General features: G+C 50.2%; 14 protein-coding genes and 2 pseudogenes. 1 reads left to right on the top strand and 15 read right to left on the bottom strand.

All coding sequences use genetic code 11. From position 1 onward, the window contains the following. Position 1: 1 nt before the first annotated feature. From JKP77_RS13405 to JKP77_RS13360, 10 genes and pseudogenes are all read right to left on the bottom strand, one after another. Positions 2-1,030 carry a TraU family protein gene (locus JKP77_RS13405; RefSeq protein ID WP_000735888.1) on the bottom strand — a complete coding sequence of 343 codons (1,029 nt, stop codon included), beginning with the start codon at positions 1,028-1,030 and terminating at the stop codon, positions 2-4. Next, complete coding sequence (locus tag JKP77_RS13400) at positions 1,014-2,141, bottom strand: TrbC family F-type conjugative pilus assembly protein (protein WP_002040538.1); 1,128 nt, start codon at positions 2,139-2,141, stop codon at positions 1,014-1,016. The genes JKP77_RS13405 and JKP77_RS13400 overlap by 17 nt, the downstream gene beginning before the upstream one ends. Positions 2,142-2,148: 7 nt before the next feature. Continuing rightward, positions 2,149-2,661: a S26 family signal peptidase gene (locus tag JKP77_RS13395; protein WP_002040537.1), complete on the bottom strand. Its 513-nt coding sequence runs from the start codon at positions 2,659-2,661 to the stop codon at positions 2,149-2,151. Further along, complete coding sequence (locus JKP77_RS13390) at positions 2,645-2,992, bottom strand: hypothetical protein (RefSeq protein ID WP_001044649.1); 348 nt, start codon at positions 2,990-2,992, stop codon at positions 2,645-2,647. The genes JKP77_RS13395 and JKP77_RS13390 overlap by 17 nt, the downstream gene beginning before the upstream one ends. Beyond that, a complete protein-coding gene (gene traC / locus JKP77_RS13385; RefSeq protein WP_000648043.1) occupies positions 2,985-5,384 on the bottom strand; it encodes a type IV secretion system protein TraC in 2,400 nt (799 codons plus the stop codon). The genes JKP77_RS13390 and traC overlap by 8 nt, the downstream gene beginning before the upstream one ends. Further along, positions 5,384-6,076, bottom strand: a complete 693-nt coding sequence (locus JKP77_RS13380; RefSeq protein WP_001228924.1) for a DsbC family protein — start codon at positions 6,074-6,076, stop codon at positions 5,384-5,386. Before JKP77_RS13380 ends, traC begins: the two co-directional genes overlap by 1 nt. Before the next feature lie 131 nt (positions 6,077-6,207). Next, a pseudogene (locus JKP77_RS13375) lies at positions 6,208-6,481 on the bottom strand (nucleotidyl transferase AbiEii/AbiGii toxin family protein); the annotation flags it as partial. A gap of 50 nt (positions 6,482-6,531) precedes the next feature. Then, entirely contained in the window at positions 6,532-7,821 is a 1,290-nt protein-coding gene (locus JKP77_RS13370) for an ISL3-like element ISPpu12 family transposase (RefSeq protein ID WP_035594389.1), read from the bottom strand. A gap of 21 nt (positions 7,822-7,842) precedes the next feature. Then, a complete protein-coding gene (lspA, locus tag JKP77_RS13365; RefSeq protein WP_004813174.1) occupies positions 7,843-8,355 on the bottom strand; it encodes a signal peptidase II in 513 nt (170 codons plus the stop codon). A gap of 3 nt (positions 8,356-8,358) precedes the next feature. Next, positions 8,359-9,255: a cation efflux transmembrane domain-containing protein gene (locus JKP77_RS13360; RefSeq protein WP_218311698.1), complete on the bottom strand. Its 897-nt coding sequence runs from the start codon at positions 9,253-9,255 to the stop codon at positions 8,359-8,361. 95 nt (positions 9,256-9,350) lie between these two features. On the opposite strand from JKP77_RS13360, the gene cadR reads away from it, so the two are divergent. Continuing rightward, positions 9,351-9,758: a Cd(II)/Pb(II)-responsive transcriptional regulator gene (cadR, locus tag JKP77_RS13355; protein ID WP_004364961.1), complete on the top strand. Its 408-nt coding sequence runs from the start codon at positions 9,351-9,353 to the stop codon at positions 9,756-9,758. A gap of 79 nt (positions 9,759-9,837) precedes the next feature. Here the strand turns inward: cadR and JKP77_RS13350 are convergent. The 5 genes and pseudogenes from JKP77_RS13350 to JKP77_RS13330 form a co-directional block, all read right to left on the bottom strand. Further along, positions 9,838-10,524: pseudogene (locus JKP77_RS13350) on the bottom strand (nucleotidyl transferase AbiEii/AbiGii toxin family protein); the annotation flags it as partial. Then, complete coding sequence (locus JKP77_RS13345) at positions 10,517-11,308, bottom strand: type IV toxin-antitoxin system AbiEi family antitoxin (RefSeq protein WP_002040534.1); 792 nt, start codon at positions 11,306-11,308, stop codon at positions 10,517-10,519. The pseudogene JKP77_RS13350 and the gene JKP77_RS13345, both read right to left, overlap by 8 nt. Positions 11,309-11,527: 219 nt before the next feature. After that, on the bottom strand, positions 11,528-11,914 hold the full coding sequence (gene traA / locus JKP77_RS13340) for a TraA family conjugative transfer protein (RefSeq protein WP_000180224.1): 387 nt from the start codon (positions 11,912-11,914) through the stop codon (positions 11,528-11,530). Further along, a complete protein-coding gene (gene traV, locus JKP77_RS13335) occupies positions 11,911-12,483 on the bottom strand; it encodes a type IV conjugative transfer system lipoprotein TraV (RefSeq protein WP_024015925.1) in 573 nt (190 codons plus the stop codon). Before traV ends, traA begins: the two co-directional genes overlap by 4 nt. A 74-nt stretch (positions 12,484-12,557) precedes the next feature. After that, positions 12,558-13,847, bottom strand: a complete 1,290-nt coding sequence (locus JKP77_RS13330; protein WP_000647308.1) for a TraB/VirB10 family protein — start codon at positions 13,845-13,847, stop codon at positions 12,558-12,560. Between the last annotated feature and the right edge of the window lie 2 nt (positions 13,848-13,849).

Raw genomic sequence — 13,849 nt, 5'->3', positions numbered from 1 at the left:
GTTAACCTCCCGAGTTACAGCAGTCTTGCCAGCGCCACAAAATGTAGAGCGCATCTTCACCGGCACCGGGGATCGTTCGCCACTCTCCCCATTTCATGGTGCTTTCACCGATGACATGCGCACTTTCAGTTTCCGGTACAGGGAAGAACATACTCATCTTGTATTGGGATTTCGGCAGCATGGGTTCGATAACAGGTCGGCATAGCGCACTGTTCCCCATTGTTCGCCTAGCAAGACCACGCCTGTGTTGAGCCGCGATTGCACGCGCCGCTAAATGGCTGGTGTTTTCTGCTAATGAGCCAATGGCTAAGGTGTGGCCAGATAAGGGATAGAGATGGCCCCAACTGCCAGCACACCAAAACAACTGGTCGATGGGTTTACCAAGCGTCGATGAGGCAGCGTCAGCGGTACAAGCCGAAATAGCCAATGGATTGGCAACGGCAGCAGCTTCAGGCTGAGTAAAAAAGGCCAGTTCATCGTTCAGCCATGTTGGGTCCAATTCCGACAAATACATCAAGTCAAAGTCCATGTAACCATCGGCATTGCAATTGCCATCCATGAACAAATCGAGCATGACCAAAAGCGGAAAGGCGTAATAATGGTAATGGTAGAAAGCGAGATCACCGGTGTCGTATTCACCCTCGCCATGACCACCTTGCAGTCGTCTATCACCTAACGGTAAACGAATCCCTCCCAGGGAAGGCGAGCAACCCGGCGTTCTGACCAGTTCAATCAGACGCGCTGGCTCCCACATGCTGGTAACAATACCTGGCCTTGGCACACCTAAGTTGTCTTCACATAAGCAAAATGACTTGTTTGATGCGCCGCTTGGGACATTTCCAGAACCAAGAGGAAGACCGGCAACCCGGATAGGAAAAATGCATGACCAGCAAACATCCGTCAGCAACTTGCCGGACAATAACCCCGCGTCTGGGCAGGTCAGGTCGGCTTTTGCAGGAATAGATGCGCTTAGGACAAACATGACAACGAGAGTCCGCAACAGACGATACGTATTATTGAGCTTTTTCATGAACAAGCTCCTTTGCTGGAATTTCTTCTATTTCAAACGCGAGTCCCTTTGCTTGAACAAACGATGGGGTGACTTGCAAATCAAAGCGCTGCTTTAGCGAGGCATTGAGAAGATAAACCGGACTGTCCAATGTCTTTTCTATCGCATTGAGGCGATTCCAGCCTTGAGTACGGTCGAGCTGCGTGGTGATAAGCGTAATGCGGCGCAGTGTCCTATCTTGGCCCTCAAGCCAATGCGCTACTGCGTCCACTTCTTCAGCGTTCGACGCATTAAACACCACGAGCTGCTGAGTAAATGGCAAGGCTTTTAGCGGGTTAATACGCGTTCCCGCTGGGATCAATGTTCGGCCATTGGCATCCAATAGTGGCCGCTGCATGACGATGGTTGGATCAACCGTTCTTATCCGATACTGCGTGGCTTTGGGTAACTCAGTAAATGTTTGGCGAGACCAGAAACGCTCAATGGCTTTTTTCTTTAACGCGCCCAAGTCAATCGACTGTAAACGCTGCATCGCTACTTGCACCAAATCCGGTTCTAAAATCGAATGAATAGGACCGCGTTGACCCAATGAACCGGTATTGCCTGTTTCAATTTGACGCTGCAACCAGTCCTTGCTGTAAACCCCTAGTGCACTTGCAGTCACCTTGTCATCTTCTATGCGGAAAATAGCAGGCACGCTAGTCACCCGCCAGTGCACAAAGGCTTTCGGATCGATTCGAACCTGAGGAACAGGATCAAGCCCCGTCATCAGCGTATGCCAATCACGGATAGCCGCCCCCAAGGTCTTTCCTTCAGGAATTCCCCGAAACAACACAATAGCGCCGGTAGCACTGGCCTCTTTAAATAGCTGCTTCAGTGAGGAATCTCCCAGTGAAGACGACGCAAAAATCAACCATTCATCGTTATGTTTGAGCGACGCAGGTTGTTCAATCGGTGAAAAAGGCTCGATAAATTCAGATGAACCATCCACAGCACTTTGTAAAATGCTGCGGCTCATTTCAACGATCTTTTTGTCCTCATCAGACAACGGATAAGGCTCTTGTGCCCAGGAAACTTGAACCCAAGCCAATGGAGCAACCAACAAAAATAAGAGGCATAGTCTTCTCATCATCCACCTCCTACCAAAGCGGCCAAGCGCGACCAACAATCTGCTCGCGCTTAACGGCATTCCAATAGCGGGAGTCAAAACTCGTTGCAGCCTCACCGGAAAACCAATATTCGTTTTCTTGCAGCGTCAATGAGCGGCTAAATTCTGTTTCCGCCACACCAAGACGCTGGGCTAATGCCATGCCATTTGAGACTTCAGCACCGTTCACCATCACATGCTCAGGCGTCACCTTGACTTCATCCCCAGGCATCCCTGTTAGGCGTTTCAGCATCCGAGTACCGTCGTTATATAACGGAGCGAGTCCTTTTGAGTGGAAGGCATACAAACCATCCTTAACGGGCTTTTTATTCCATAGGTCAATCAGATACACCGTGGTATCAGGCAGGCAGCGCTCTTGCTGGGTATCAATACCTATTCGGTAGCGCATCATGGCGTAGGTGCCTACCAAGGCCATGATTAACGCAAGAACAGTCAACTGGATGAGGTATGGCCGCCAAGGCATTCTTTTACGGAGTATCTGCATGAGACACCTCCTTTGAGCCTAATGGCACAAATACGGAATCATCAGCACCCACCACCGCTTGGGCATCCAGCACGATAAAACCGGCTGCTTTTAGCTTTTCAATTTGCTGATTGGTCTGAAGCAACCTGGATTCGATGTCTTGTTCGCTGGCATTGGGGCCCAGTGACAGCACAGCCTCCCCAAAATCCACGACCGCAATGGGCGTACTTAACGCCAACTGGCTGTGGATGGGTTCGAGTGTTTTCATTAAGAGCCAGCTGGTCATTAAACCGCTACCAGCAATAGACAAAGTAATAGAGGCCATAAATGGCCAAAGCGTGGTCTTATTCATAGCCTCGCTCCTTCAACAACTGAGAGATGGCATCAGCAACAGAAAGGCCTTTGCGCGTTAACTGTTTAATCGCGTTTACATCTTCTGCACGGGACGAGTACAACAGCTTGTGAAACGGATCGACGATGAGGCGGCCAATCCCGGTGCCCATTTCGGTAATAAAGAAAATTTCGGAATAGACACCAGTGACGGTATGAACCGTTTTCAGGTATTCATAGCCGCCTTCACCTAGTGGCAAGCGGCCTTCTTTTTTGAGCGCGTTGATGGTTTCAGCTTTTTGACCAAGCAGGTACATATTGGCTGAGTTTTCAGCGATGGCTTTACCTGTAGGGCTATCATACAAATCGTTGACCGATTGCGTTACCGTTACAGCACTGCCACCATATTTTCGAAATCGCCGGTAACCCGTTTCGATAAATTTACCGACATCACCTTGAGTCAGCAGATCCCAGGCTTCGTCGATGAACACAATCTTGCGACGATCCCGCTCACCTAAGTACATCTCTTGTTGGATTTGGTAGATAAGCTGAAGCAACACCACTTGTTGTAGATGCTTACGCCCCTTGAGCTCTTCTAACTCCAGAACGGTGAAACGGTTTTTGAAGCGAATATTATTGTGGCCATTAAAGAAGCGGCCATATTCGCCCTGTGTCGTAAATGGATAGAGCTGCTCACCCACGTCTTGCACACGTCGGTCTTCGTGATTTTTCAAGGCCTCTGCCACATCATCAACCAACATGGCACGACCTTTTTTCTCCCACAGTTCACGGGTCTGACGCTTTAGGTTTGCCATCTGAAAATCGGTTAATGACTGCGTAGGTGCGGCCATTGCGGCCAATAACCCAACCAACACATCCGCTTCTTCGTCATAGTCCTCAACGATTTCAAACGGATTTAAGCAAATGCCACTGTTTCGCCCGAACTGTAAGAACTCACCGTCATAGACTTCACACAGCTTTTCATAAGAGCGGCCAACATCAATCACCCAGCATTGCCCGCCTTCTGATAGGTAGGAGGAGATGATTTCGTTCACCAGGAATGACTTACCCGATCCCGATTGCGCCGCGATGCAACAATTGTAATTACTGCCCGAGTCATAAAGGGACACACTCATGATCTGGCCATTACGGGAAACAAAGTTAATCACCGGCGTGCCAGTGCCTTTCCAATCCGCAAATAAAGGCAACAGAGGGATGACATGCCGTGTCGCCATGGTCTTGAATCGAAACAAGTCGTTCATCGCCTGGCGGTCAGCACCAAATGGCAAGGCATTCAGGAAAATGGGCAAACAGAAGTACTTGTCTTCCATCAGCTCAAATCCGAGTTCTTTGAAATAAGTTCGAGCATTTGAAACAGAGCTGATGGACGCTTCTCCCGTTGGTGAAAACAGCGTCAAAGTCATATTGGCCCGAATAGGACGATCACCTTCTTGCAAAGCTTCAAAAAGAACATCAAATCCCTTTTTCTTGGCTGCAAGCACCGGCACAAACTTGAGCATCGGGCCATAGGCCTGATTGACCGCCCACTGACGCTTCGTCTCTAAACGAGATCTCATCGCCTCAGCTGAGGGAAAGTGAATGGTGACATTTAGCAAAAAGCTGCCGCGTAAACCGCGACTGCCCGTCATCATATCGCCCGCAAAACTTGCGGCATGACCAAACCAGATCCGCTCAGGCAAGCGTTTAAACGATAAGGTTTTAACTCGGTAATCGCCCAGCATCAGACCTTGGCTATCCACCTTGATAGCTCGGTCATAATCCAACACTTGCTCCCGAAGTGGTTTATCTGCCTCACTGCGGATTGGTGATGGATTGCGCCAGGAAGCATCTTTTCCCCAGTTAAGCTGAGCACTTATTGCCGCGAGCCAGTTTCGGTCAGTCATCTCAGTGACGCGAAAACCAACCGTTGCCAGCGCTTGCGAGAAAGAAGCCCGAAGCGCGGATGCTCGACTCAACTCACGCTCCGTCGGTATAGGACTTTCCAAAGGCAATTTGCAGGTGACGATCAGTTGAAAGTTGCGAACCTGAGTCTGGGTCGATTCTTCTATCGGTTGAACCGTGCCCCCATCGAGAAAATCCGCACGTTTGCGTATCGACGCCCTAAGCAATGGATCGGATTGACGATGCCGTAAGCCCATCATGCGCTGAAGGTCGGTTTGAATATCAGGCGAGGCGTACAGGCCAAATTGCAGCAAAGTGTCTTTTGGCCAGTCGTTGTTGAGAAGAACATTAACCCTGTCTGCAACAGACTCATCACCACCCGGCAATGGGTCACATAGAAAACCAAAGCCAACACTTTGGTCTTCCATGAAAAACAGTTGCTCATCGTCTGAATAGGCCAATACTGGCAATAGCTCTGAAGCGCGTTGCCCTGAATACAGAGAGGCTTTCATTAACGCCCCTCCAACCAAGCAGAAAGATCATAAGGACGGCCTCGGCTGATGCGACCATCATTGGCGACGATGAAAGGCACACCTTGAATGCCCAGGATTTGAGCCGTCACCAAGGTACGCTGCATTGGTTCTAAGTTGCAGGCATCATCCTGTTCTAGGTTACCAATCCGGCCATTCAGCAATGCATCGGTGGCCGCTTTTTTGTCACGCGCACAGCCAAGCTGGCGAACCTGACGCTCTGAATCAGGACCAAGCACTGGCACAGGGAGTATTTGGAAGGTGTATTCTTTGGTTAGCGGTAGGGCTTGTTTCAAAAGCTCATGGCAATGCGGACACCGGGGATCAACAAAGACCACCACTTTCTTTTTGCCTTCACCCAGCGTCAGTGGATTCAAATCATCCATTTTTAAGCCAAGACGACTTAAGTCCAGCGTGTTACCCGCTTCACGAATTTCTTCAAGGCTGGTAAGCGGCTTTTTCGACCAGGCATCATAGAGCGTGCCATCAATGACGAACCGGCCACTGTCTGACATGAAAACAATACGGCCATTGCTTTCGACCGCTTTCATACCCGTGACCGGCAAAGAAACCATGCCGTCAATTTTGCCAACGGGCGACACTTCAGACACAGGTTCAGCTTGAACCAATGGAGACAGCGCAAGCGCCAGAATAATTGGAGATAGTTTTCGCATGAGGAGTCCTCGTTAATGTAAATCGAGGCTCCAGTCTATGCAGTTGTCCTATGTGGACTCGGTTAGATAGATTGAAGAAATCGCAATCTAACTAGGGGGCTTATAGCTCGTTGAGGTTTGTTATAAACGAATTACTCGGCGTTTGCGTTAACAAGCCAATCATCAAGCACTTGCTTCAATTTATCTAATTGCTCTTGATGTTTTGCTTGATTCTTTGCCAATTTGTTAATGTTCTGCAACTTCCAACGAATCGCTGGCAAGTCTGCTGCTTTAGGATAGTCAAACAATGCCCAGTCAGGTTGTCCTCTTTTGAATGACATAAGGAAAGCATGATCCCTTTCTGTGAAATGTTTTTGCAGTTCAATTAACATCATGGGCCTAAGAGGCTAAGTCTTCGGGGTATACGGATTTAATGGTTGATGGGGCACCTTCACCCCATCAATCTGATACCACCCTCAGATGGTTGATAGATCGACTCCGTAGTTGAGTTCCTCTGCGAAGTCCGGCAGTCCGTAACCGATGGTTTTCTTGTAGAAAGGAGAGACCTTCGCAGTCGGTGCCTTCTTCTTGTGCTTCGTGGTGTAGAGCATTCGTGCCCGCATCACCTCGAAGGAGTAACCGCGCCCTTCACGGTTCTTGTCCTTGGCCAGTCGGTTGATGGACTCCGTGTAAGCGTTGGTGACGGGCATGTCCGTCTCGAAGTAGGTCATGGTCTCTTCGCGCCAGTTTCCCACTGCCCTGACCAGATCGCTCCAGACTTCCTTTTGGCCCTTCGGGATGGTGGCTATCCACTCGTCCAGGGCGGCTTCTGCCTGGAGCCGTGTGGTGGCGTCCCAGATGCCGTAGAAGCGCTCCTTGTGCTCGTAGGCGGCCAGCAGTTGCGGGAACGCGCCTGTCCAGGTCTCCATAATGAGGCGCTCCCGGTCTGAGACTTCGTGAGCGCGTTTCAGCAGGATTTTCCGGTCTCCCTTGAGAGTCCGGCTCTGGGACGGTTTCAGCTCCTTTCTGAGGCCCTTGCGCACTCTCTCTAGGGCATCGTTGGCCATGCGCACCACATGGAACTTATCGACCACGATACGGGCCTGGGGCAGCACAGCCTTGACCGCTGCCCGGTAGGGGTTCCACATGTCCATGCTGACGATCTCGACCTTCTGCCGGTCTTTCAGCTTCATCAGGTAGTTGGTCACCACGTCCTGGCGGCGGGTGGCCAGAAGGTCGAGCAGGGTTCGCTCCTCAATGTTGGTCAGAATGCAGCGGTAGCGCTTGTTCAGGTATAGCTCGTCAATGCCCAGGATGCGGGGCGTCTCGAAGCGGTGCCAGCGCCCCAGCAACTCGGCGCGGGCGTTGAAGATGTCGCGCACCGTCTTCTCGTCCAGGCCGGTCTGTGCCGCCACAAAGGTGTAGGGGTGGTTGAAGGATTCCTTCTCCACGTACTCATGCAGCCGCAGTGTCATACGGAATCCGTCCACCATCTCCGGTAGCTGGGGCCTGAATGTTGTCTTGCAGGCCCGGCAGGTGTATCGGCGGCGGACCACCCAGAGAGTGACCCGCTTGCCGTGGATGGGCAGATCACGATAGGGAACGTCACGCTTGCCGAACCGTACGAACTCACCCTGCACGCCGCATTCCTCGCAGGCGATGGGATCGGGCACGTCCACCTGGAAGTGCATTTCGTCGTCGGTTGATTTGCAGCCCAGTACTTGGTATTGCGGCAGGTGAAGGATGTTGTCGGGAAGTTCGGTCATGGTGTTGTATAGGCGTAGGTGTCAGTCAGATCCATCCGACTCGGCATTGGTGTTTGCTTTTTTACCCAACAAGCTGCTGGAAACTAAAAGTAAGGCACCGAGGACAATTGCAATATCAGCCAGGTTGAAGGCCGGCCAATGCCAGTCTCGCCAATAGAAATCAAAGGAATCCACAACATAGCCGCGAAAGACCCGGTCAATCAGGTTGCCCATGGCGCCACCGAGGATAAGACTGTAAGCGATGGCTTCTCCTTTATGACGATTTTCAAGGATCAGCTTGATCAGAAAAATCGAGACCACTACCGCGATTCCGATAAAAAAGTAGCGCTGCCAGCCTCCACCATTCGCAAAAAGACTGAATGCGGCACCGGTATTCCATACGTGTACCCAGTTAAAGAATGAGGTCACTGAAATAGACTCGCCATATGCCATTGATTGTTGCACCAGCCATTTTACGGCCTGATCAGACGCTGCCAGCAGGCCGGAGATGGACAACAGAGCGTACGGTGACAGATGTTTGCCAAAAATGGACATTGCTTAATCCTTGAGCGCCAGAATGCGTCTAGCACCGTTAAGTACAATTACCCCCGCGATGGTGCCGATAATCAGATCCGGATAATTGGACCCGGTCCACGCGACCAGAGCGCCGGCGGTGATGACCCCCAGGTTGATCACCACGTCGTTGGCCGAGAATATCCAGCTTGCCTTCATGTGCGCCCCGCCCTCCCGATGTTTGGATATGAGCAGCAGACAACTGGTATTGGCAATCAATGCGACGAATGCGATAGCCATCATCACCAGCGATTCAGGCTCACTACCGAATACAAAGCGTCTCACCACCTCTATGAGTACGCCCACAGCCAAGATCAGTTGCAGTACACCAGCAAGATGCGCGGCACGTACCTGCATTTTCACGCTATGTCCAACCGCATAAAGGGCAAGCCCGTACACCGCCGCATCGGCAAAATTGTCCAGGGATTCTCCAATCAGGCCGGTGGACCGGGCGATCAGACCGGCAGTCATTTCCACCACGAACAGAAGTGCATTGATGCCGAGCAACCAGCGCAGGGTCCCGGATTCTTGCTTAGCAGAAGCTGCCGAAAACTCGGCGGCCTTGATGGTCTCCGGATTTGCAGCGACGGTTTCCTGAAGCGAGGCGCCTAGCCCCAAGGTCTTCAGTTTCGAGGTGACGGGCTCGACCTCGCCGTCATGCACGACCTTCAGCCGGCGGTTCGACAAGTCGAAGGACAGCGCCCGAATCTCCTCAAAGCCGTTCAGGGCTAGGCGAATCATTCGTTCTTCTGATGGACAGTCCATCTTCGGCACGGCATAAACACTGACCCATCTCCCTGGCGCCTCGGAGGAGGCCTGTATATCGGTATCCGCTGCGGACGTTGCATCACCGCCACAGGCGCCACCACAGGATTTTCTCATGATACGACTCCACTTGAACAATGTTGTGGTACCATTTAAAACTATAAAGCTACTATAATGTCAATAGAGTAAAGAATCCGTTGGGGAGGAGGCTGATGCGCATTGGTCAGTTGGCGCAGTTGGTAGGGGTCGAAACACAGACGATCCGCTTCTATGAACAGCAGGGCTTGTTGCCGCCGCCTGATCGGCAGGACAACGGTTACCGTGTCTATACCGAGAAGCATGGTGAGGGGCTGGCCTTCATCCGTCGCTGCAGAATCCTGGGCCTGTCACTGGCTGAGATTCACGAACTACAGAGCTATCAGGACGACCCTCATCAGCCTTGTACCGCCGTCAACGCCTTGCTCGATGATCACATCTCTCATGTGCGGTCGCAGATAACCGCTCTGCAAGCGCTTGAGAAACAACTCGTTTCACTGAGAGCGAGTTGCAACGATGACCGGGAAGTTGAGGCGTGTGGGGTTCTTGCTGGAATTAGCGAAGGAAACATGCACCAGCAGTAGGTGAAGCATCAACCAGATAATCCGATGAGATGCCGGTCTGTCTCACTCTCATGCAAAGGTAAGATCAACCATTTAATCCGCTTACCCAGTCTTCGCATTCAACTTTTTCAAAAGTCATTCCGTCAAATTCTGCCTGAAATTTCTCATTCAGAGGCTGCCAGTTTGGCGACATGACTTCATTAATAGGCCGAGGGTGACTTAATGTATAGGTTAAAAAACCCACCAAAATCTCTCTCGAAATCCCTTCACTGCCAAGTAACATACGCACATCAAATAAGTCGCGAGGATGTTGGCGATCCATTGCAGCACACAATTTTCCACCATACAGATCGGGAAGACTGACTACCTGAATCTCAGCATAACCAAACTCGTCTTCAACAGACTCTTGAACTGGCATTATTTCTGCACTATGCAATGTACCTCTGGCGACGGGCGACACTTCAATTTTGATCGTCGCAACCGGACTTGATACAACGATTCTCAGTTCATCAGCTTTATTATCCTGAAATGCCGCTCTGATATCTGGTTGAGTATTGATTCTGTCTGTAATGCGCTGCAATGCAGCCCTGACATTAATCAAAGCCTCATCTCTTGGTTCAAGTGGAAGATAAGCAAGATCAATATCTACAGATAGCCGAGGAAAATCTCTCACAAATAAATTAATGGCGGTGCCACCTTTAAGTGCAAAAACCGTCTCTGTTGCTACCACAGGAAGCATTCTTATGAGCAAGGAAACCTGTTTGTAATATGGGCTATCTTTATCCATTATGTTGTTCACCTTTTTTGACGCTTAATATCTCTGGCACTGTGATTTGATATCGCTCATCAAAACGTCCTTTTTCGACAACCTGCCGCTTTCCTGCCCCCAATTTAATTCTTGTTTCATCTATGCGATTGACCCACTGGTGATCGTAGTATCGACCCAGAAATAGAAATATTCGGTTTGCCTGAACAGAGCTGCTTCGTTCAAGAATATCTTGTACTTTTCTAGGGCTAAGATTGACTAAACCCTGAAATAATTCTGCGACATGCTCAAATGAAATCAGCTTTCCAATCGCATCTACCACTTCATAGGCAGCAAGTTCTGCACAGCTGACAGTGAGCTCTTTCTCTTTAACCGTGATCCTTTTCAAATCCTTCTCGGGATTCACTTCAAGCTTATGGTTTCCGCAGTAAAACCAATTCTGATAAGGGAATTCACGAAACCATTTCGGTAAGGACGACTTGTTTTTAACGCAAATCCAAACTTGCTCTTTGTTCAGCTGCAAATAGTGACTCAGTCCTTGGTGAGTTAAGCTGCTCAATCCAGCCAAATGAACTGGAACGCCCAATTGCACATCCAATGCTTGAATGGCATCAACCCAAGTTGGCTTTATATCGCCCTGCGCATTTGGACGATAGTACACACCAGAACTAAGCTTCTTCAGCCAACCGTTCTGCGTGTACTTTTGAGCCAGGGAGTAGCTCACGCCGTTTTCAGTCAGCCATTGCTGAAGTACTAGCGCACCAGGAGAAGTATGAGCAACAAGCCAGTTTATTTTAGATGACATTTTAACACCCAAGGTATGAATATCACGAACAGTATAAACCATATAGTTTATTACGATAGGAATTTTAACACCTTAGGTATTAATATACCAAATACTGTAAACCAAGCCCGCTAATGCGGCGTTGTTGAAATGAAAAGGTCTACAGAACATCACCAATAACCCGATGTTGTGTAGACCTAGTTTGATTACCTTAAGTGAAGTGCCTACTGTGGCTCACATTCAGGTGCCCAGTAAAACGGCGCTGATCGCTGGAACTGCTGTGTCAATGACTTCTTGAGTGCTGGCAACGACAGGTAAAGTTGCAGACATAACACTTTCAACGACTGTTGGCGTATTGTAGAGACCCATACCGCCACCAATGCCCAAGGCAAAGGCCATCAAGCTTTGGCGAGCGATACCGCCCACAATACCCACCAGAACCATGGCTCCCGCTACGATCCGTCCCAAAGTACCTTGGGTCCAATCTTTTAGGGTATCCCACACATCGGTGAAAGCATCACCACCGGTGCCCGCAAATGAGGGCTCCGAAATCATTAACGCCATCAAACCAAGCGCACCAATGGTCATTAGGCGCTGAGTTTGAATGGTGCGAACTGCATTTGTCATTCGTTAGTTTCTCCGTAGATACTCAAGTTATCGCGCTTACCATCAGCTCCCGCTGAGGTTGAATCGCTCTGAGTCTGAAGTGGACGTAGCACAGGCGAAACCGTTCGAGGTGCTGACACCCCAATATCCCACCGGCGCGGTTCAATTTCGGTAAACACGTAGCTGGATAAATTCAGATCTCCACGGTCATCCTCCCAAGGCGCAATCCAAATTCGCATCACCCTTGAAGGAATGCGAATAGGTGCAGATTGCTGCGTCTCAGGTAATGCTGGATGGCTCAGCAGTCCTGTCTCTAAATCAGATTGTGAATACCCAGAGGGAGCACCCATTCGAGTCGCCACAGCATCAATCGTCTTGGGTGCAGCGCCATTACTGGTAAGCTCATAGACTTCACGAGCGGATAAACAGCGCACACCGTCAGGCATACCTGGGCATCCATATTCACTACTCCCAAGACCCAATGAACTACAGCCAGACAATAAGGTTGAGCCGACTACCAATAAAAGTAATCCAGCTTTAGACCACTGTTTTGAATGGTGCTTTGGGTTGTTCTGCATTGATGTCGTCATGGTTAACTCTCCTCTGGATACACATCTTATTGTCTGAAACGGACTTCGATCGGTTAGCAACATGCAGGATTTTTTCATCTTCTTGCACCTCCCCCTTGCGAAGTGGCCAACGACAACGAGGCACCACGAGTGACTATGACTTCAATTTTCCTGGCAGCGTCTACCTCTATGACTGGGAACATATTTTCAGCCATGTCCAAATAGAACTTGGCCACTCGATCCAATGCTTTACCGGTGCCTTTAATCGCAGCACCTTGTAATGCTTCTTGGCTCATGACTTGCTGGTACAGTTGAGTATCACCGGCATTACCCGTCTGAATCGTCGGAACAGGATTCACATCAAATGCGCCTGCCAAGCCCTGAAGGAATCCGGCCATCATCGATTTGGCCACCAGCTGGCCTTGTTTCGACACTAATCGGCCACGAATACCGGCTTTGCCGTCTTCACCCACGGCATAAGAATCCAGTCGCGTTTCAATGACGCCACCATCTTCTCTCACACATGAAATGGTCTCGCCTCGCAAATAAGCACGCTCAGAGCTCAAATCACCGTAACCTGCGGCGATCAAGAAACACTCTTTGATATCCGCTCTAAATCGGTTGGGTAAAATGGCTTCCTTTTGAATCCTCAGCAATGCAGGAAAAGGCTCTCGTCTTGCGGACTCGTGAGTCGGTGCATCCAAACCGGTGATCAAAGTACCTGAGATGATGCTGCCCGCCGGTAGATACAAAGGCGGCGCTTCTTGCACAACAACCTCTGGTTCAGCAACCACTTCAGGCTCAATCATACGAATCGTGATTGGCGGCAATGGAACATCTCGTGCTCGTGTACCTTGGCCATTGGCTGGCTGCTGATAGAGCGGATCAGGCAGCGGCGCATTGGCAAAATAGTCGTCTGGGTTAGACGGCAGAGGCTTTTCGTCTTTGGGTAATTCCATGGCAGATAAAGGCACTTCAAAGCGGCTATTTGTGCCTTCAACTGCTGCATCACCTCCAGCGCGAACATCATCAAGTTCCGCTCTAAGGCGGGCCAGCTCCGCATTGACCTCACTTGGTATAGAAGGCGAACCTGGGCTTAGCCGCCCTGAATCGACGTCACGACGCAAGCGCTCAACTTCACGACGTAACTGTTCATTGCGCTCACTGAGTAGTTTTACGTTTGCAGCCAAACTATCGACCCCAACATCGCGAGTATTGGTATCCGTTAGAATGTGCCGGATCGTTTCCTGCCGGTTCCGATTGCTTGAGCCATCGTCAGGATTAGGTGAAAACACCATCACCATAAGGATGAGACCACCAGCAATACCAGCAACCGATAGGCCACGCTTCATGTTCGGGCTCATTTGTTCCCATTGTGCTTTCATCG

It is taken from the genome of Alteromonas antoniana (assembly GCF_019249295.1).
Classification (GTDB): domain Bacteria; phylum Pseudomonadota; class Gammaproteobacteria; order Enterobacterales; family Alteromonadaceae; genus Alteromonas; species Alteromonas antoniana.
The sequence above is the reverse complement of the archived record's forward strand: the minus strand, read 5'-3'. Positions and strand labels throughout refer to the sequence as shown.

Coding starts and splice junctions, on each gene's coding strand:
- JKP77_RS13405 (WP_000735888.1), bottom strand. CDS start 1,030: ATGAAAAAGCTCAATAATACGTATCGTCTGTTGCGGACTCTCGTTGTC.
- JKP77_RS13400 (WP_002040538.1), bottom strand. CDS start 2,141: ATGATGAGAAGACTATGCCTCTTATTTTTGTTGGTTGCTCCATTGGCT.
- JKP77_RS13395 (WP_002040537.1), bottom strand. CDS start 2,661: ATGCAGATACTCCGTAAAAGAATGCCTTGGCGGCCATACCTCATCCAG.
- JKP77_RS13390 (WP_001044649.1), bottom strand. CDS start 2,992: ATGAATAAGACCACGCTTTGGCCATTTATGGCCTCTATTACTTTGTCT.
- traC (WP_000648043.1), bottom strand. CDS start 5,384: ATGAAAGCCTCTCTGTATTCAGGGCAACGCGCTTCAGAGCTATTGCCA.
- JKP77_RS13380 (WP_001228924.1), bottom strand. CDS start 6,076: ATGCGAAAACTATCTCCAATTATTCTGGCGCTTGCGCTGTCTCCATTG.
- JKP77_RS13370 (WP_035594389.1), bottom strand. CDS start 7,821: ATGACCGAACTTCCCGACAACATCCTTCACCTGCCGCAATACCAAGTA.
- lspA (WP_004813174.1), bottom strand. CDS start 8,355: ATGTCCATTTTTGGCAAACATCTGTCACCGTACGCTCTGTTGTCCATC.
- JKP77_RS13360 (WP_218311698.1), bottom strand. CDS start 9,255: ATGAGAAAATCCTGTGGTGGCGCCTGTGGCGGTGATGCAACGTCCGCA.
- cadR (WP_004364961.1), top strand. CDS start 9,351: ATGCGCATTGGTCAGTTGGCGCAGTTGGTAGGGGTCGAAACACAGACG.
- JKP77_RS13345 (WP_002040534.1), bottom strand. CDS start 11,308: ATGTCATCTAAAATAAACTGGCTTGTTGCTCATACTTCTCCTGGTGCG.
- traA (WP_000180224.1), bottom strand. CDS start 11,914: ATGACAAATGCAGTTCGCACCATTCAAACTCAGCGCCTAATGACCATT.
- traV (WP_024015925.1), bottom strand. CDS start 12,483: ATGACGACATCAATGCAGAACAACCCAAAGCACCATTCAAAACAGTGG.
- JKP77_RS13330 (WP_000647308.1), bottom strand. CDS start 13,847: ATGAAAGCACAATGGGAACAAATGAGCCCGAACATGAAGCGTGGCCTA.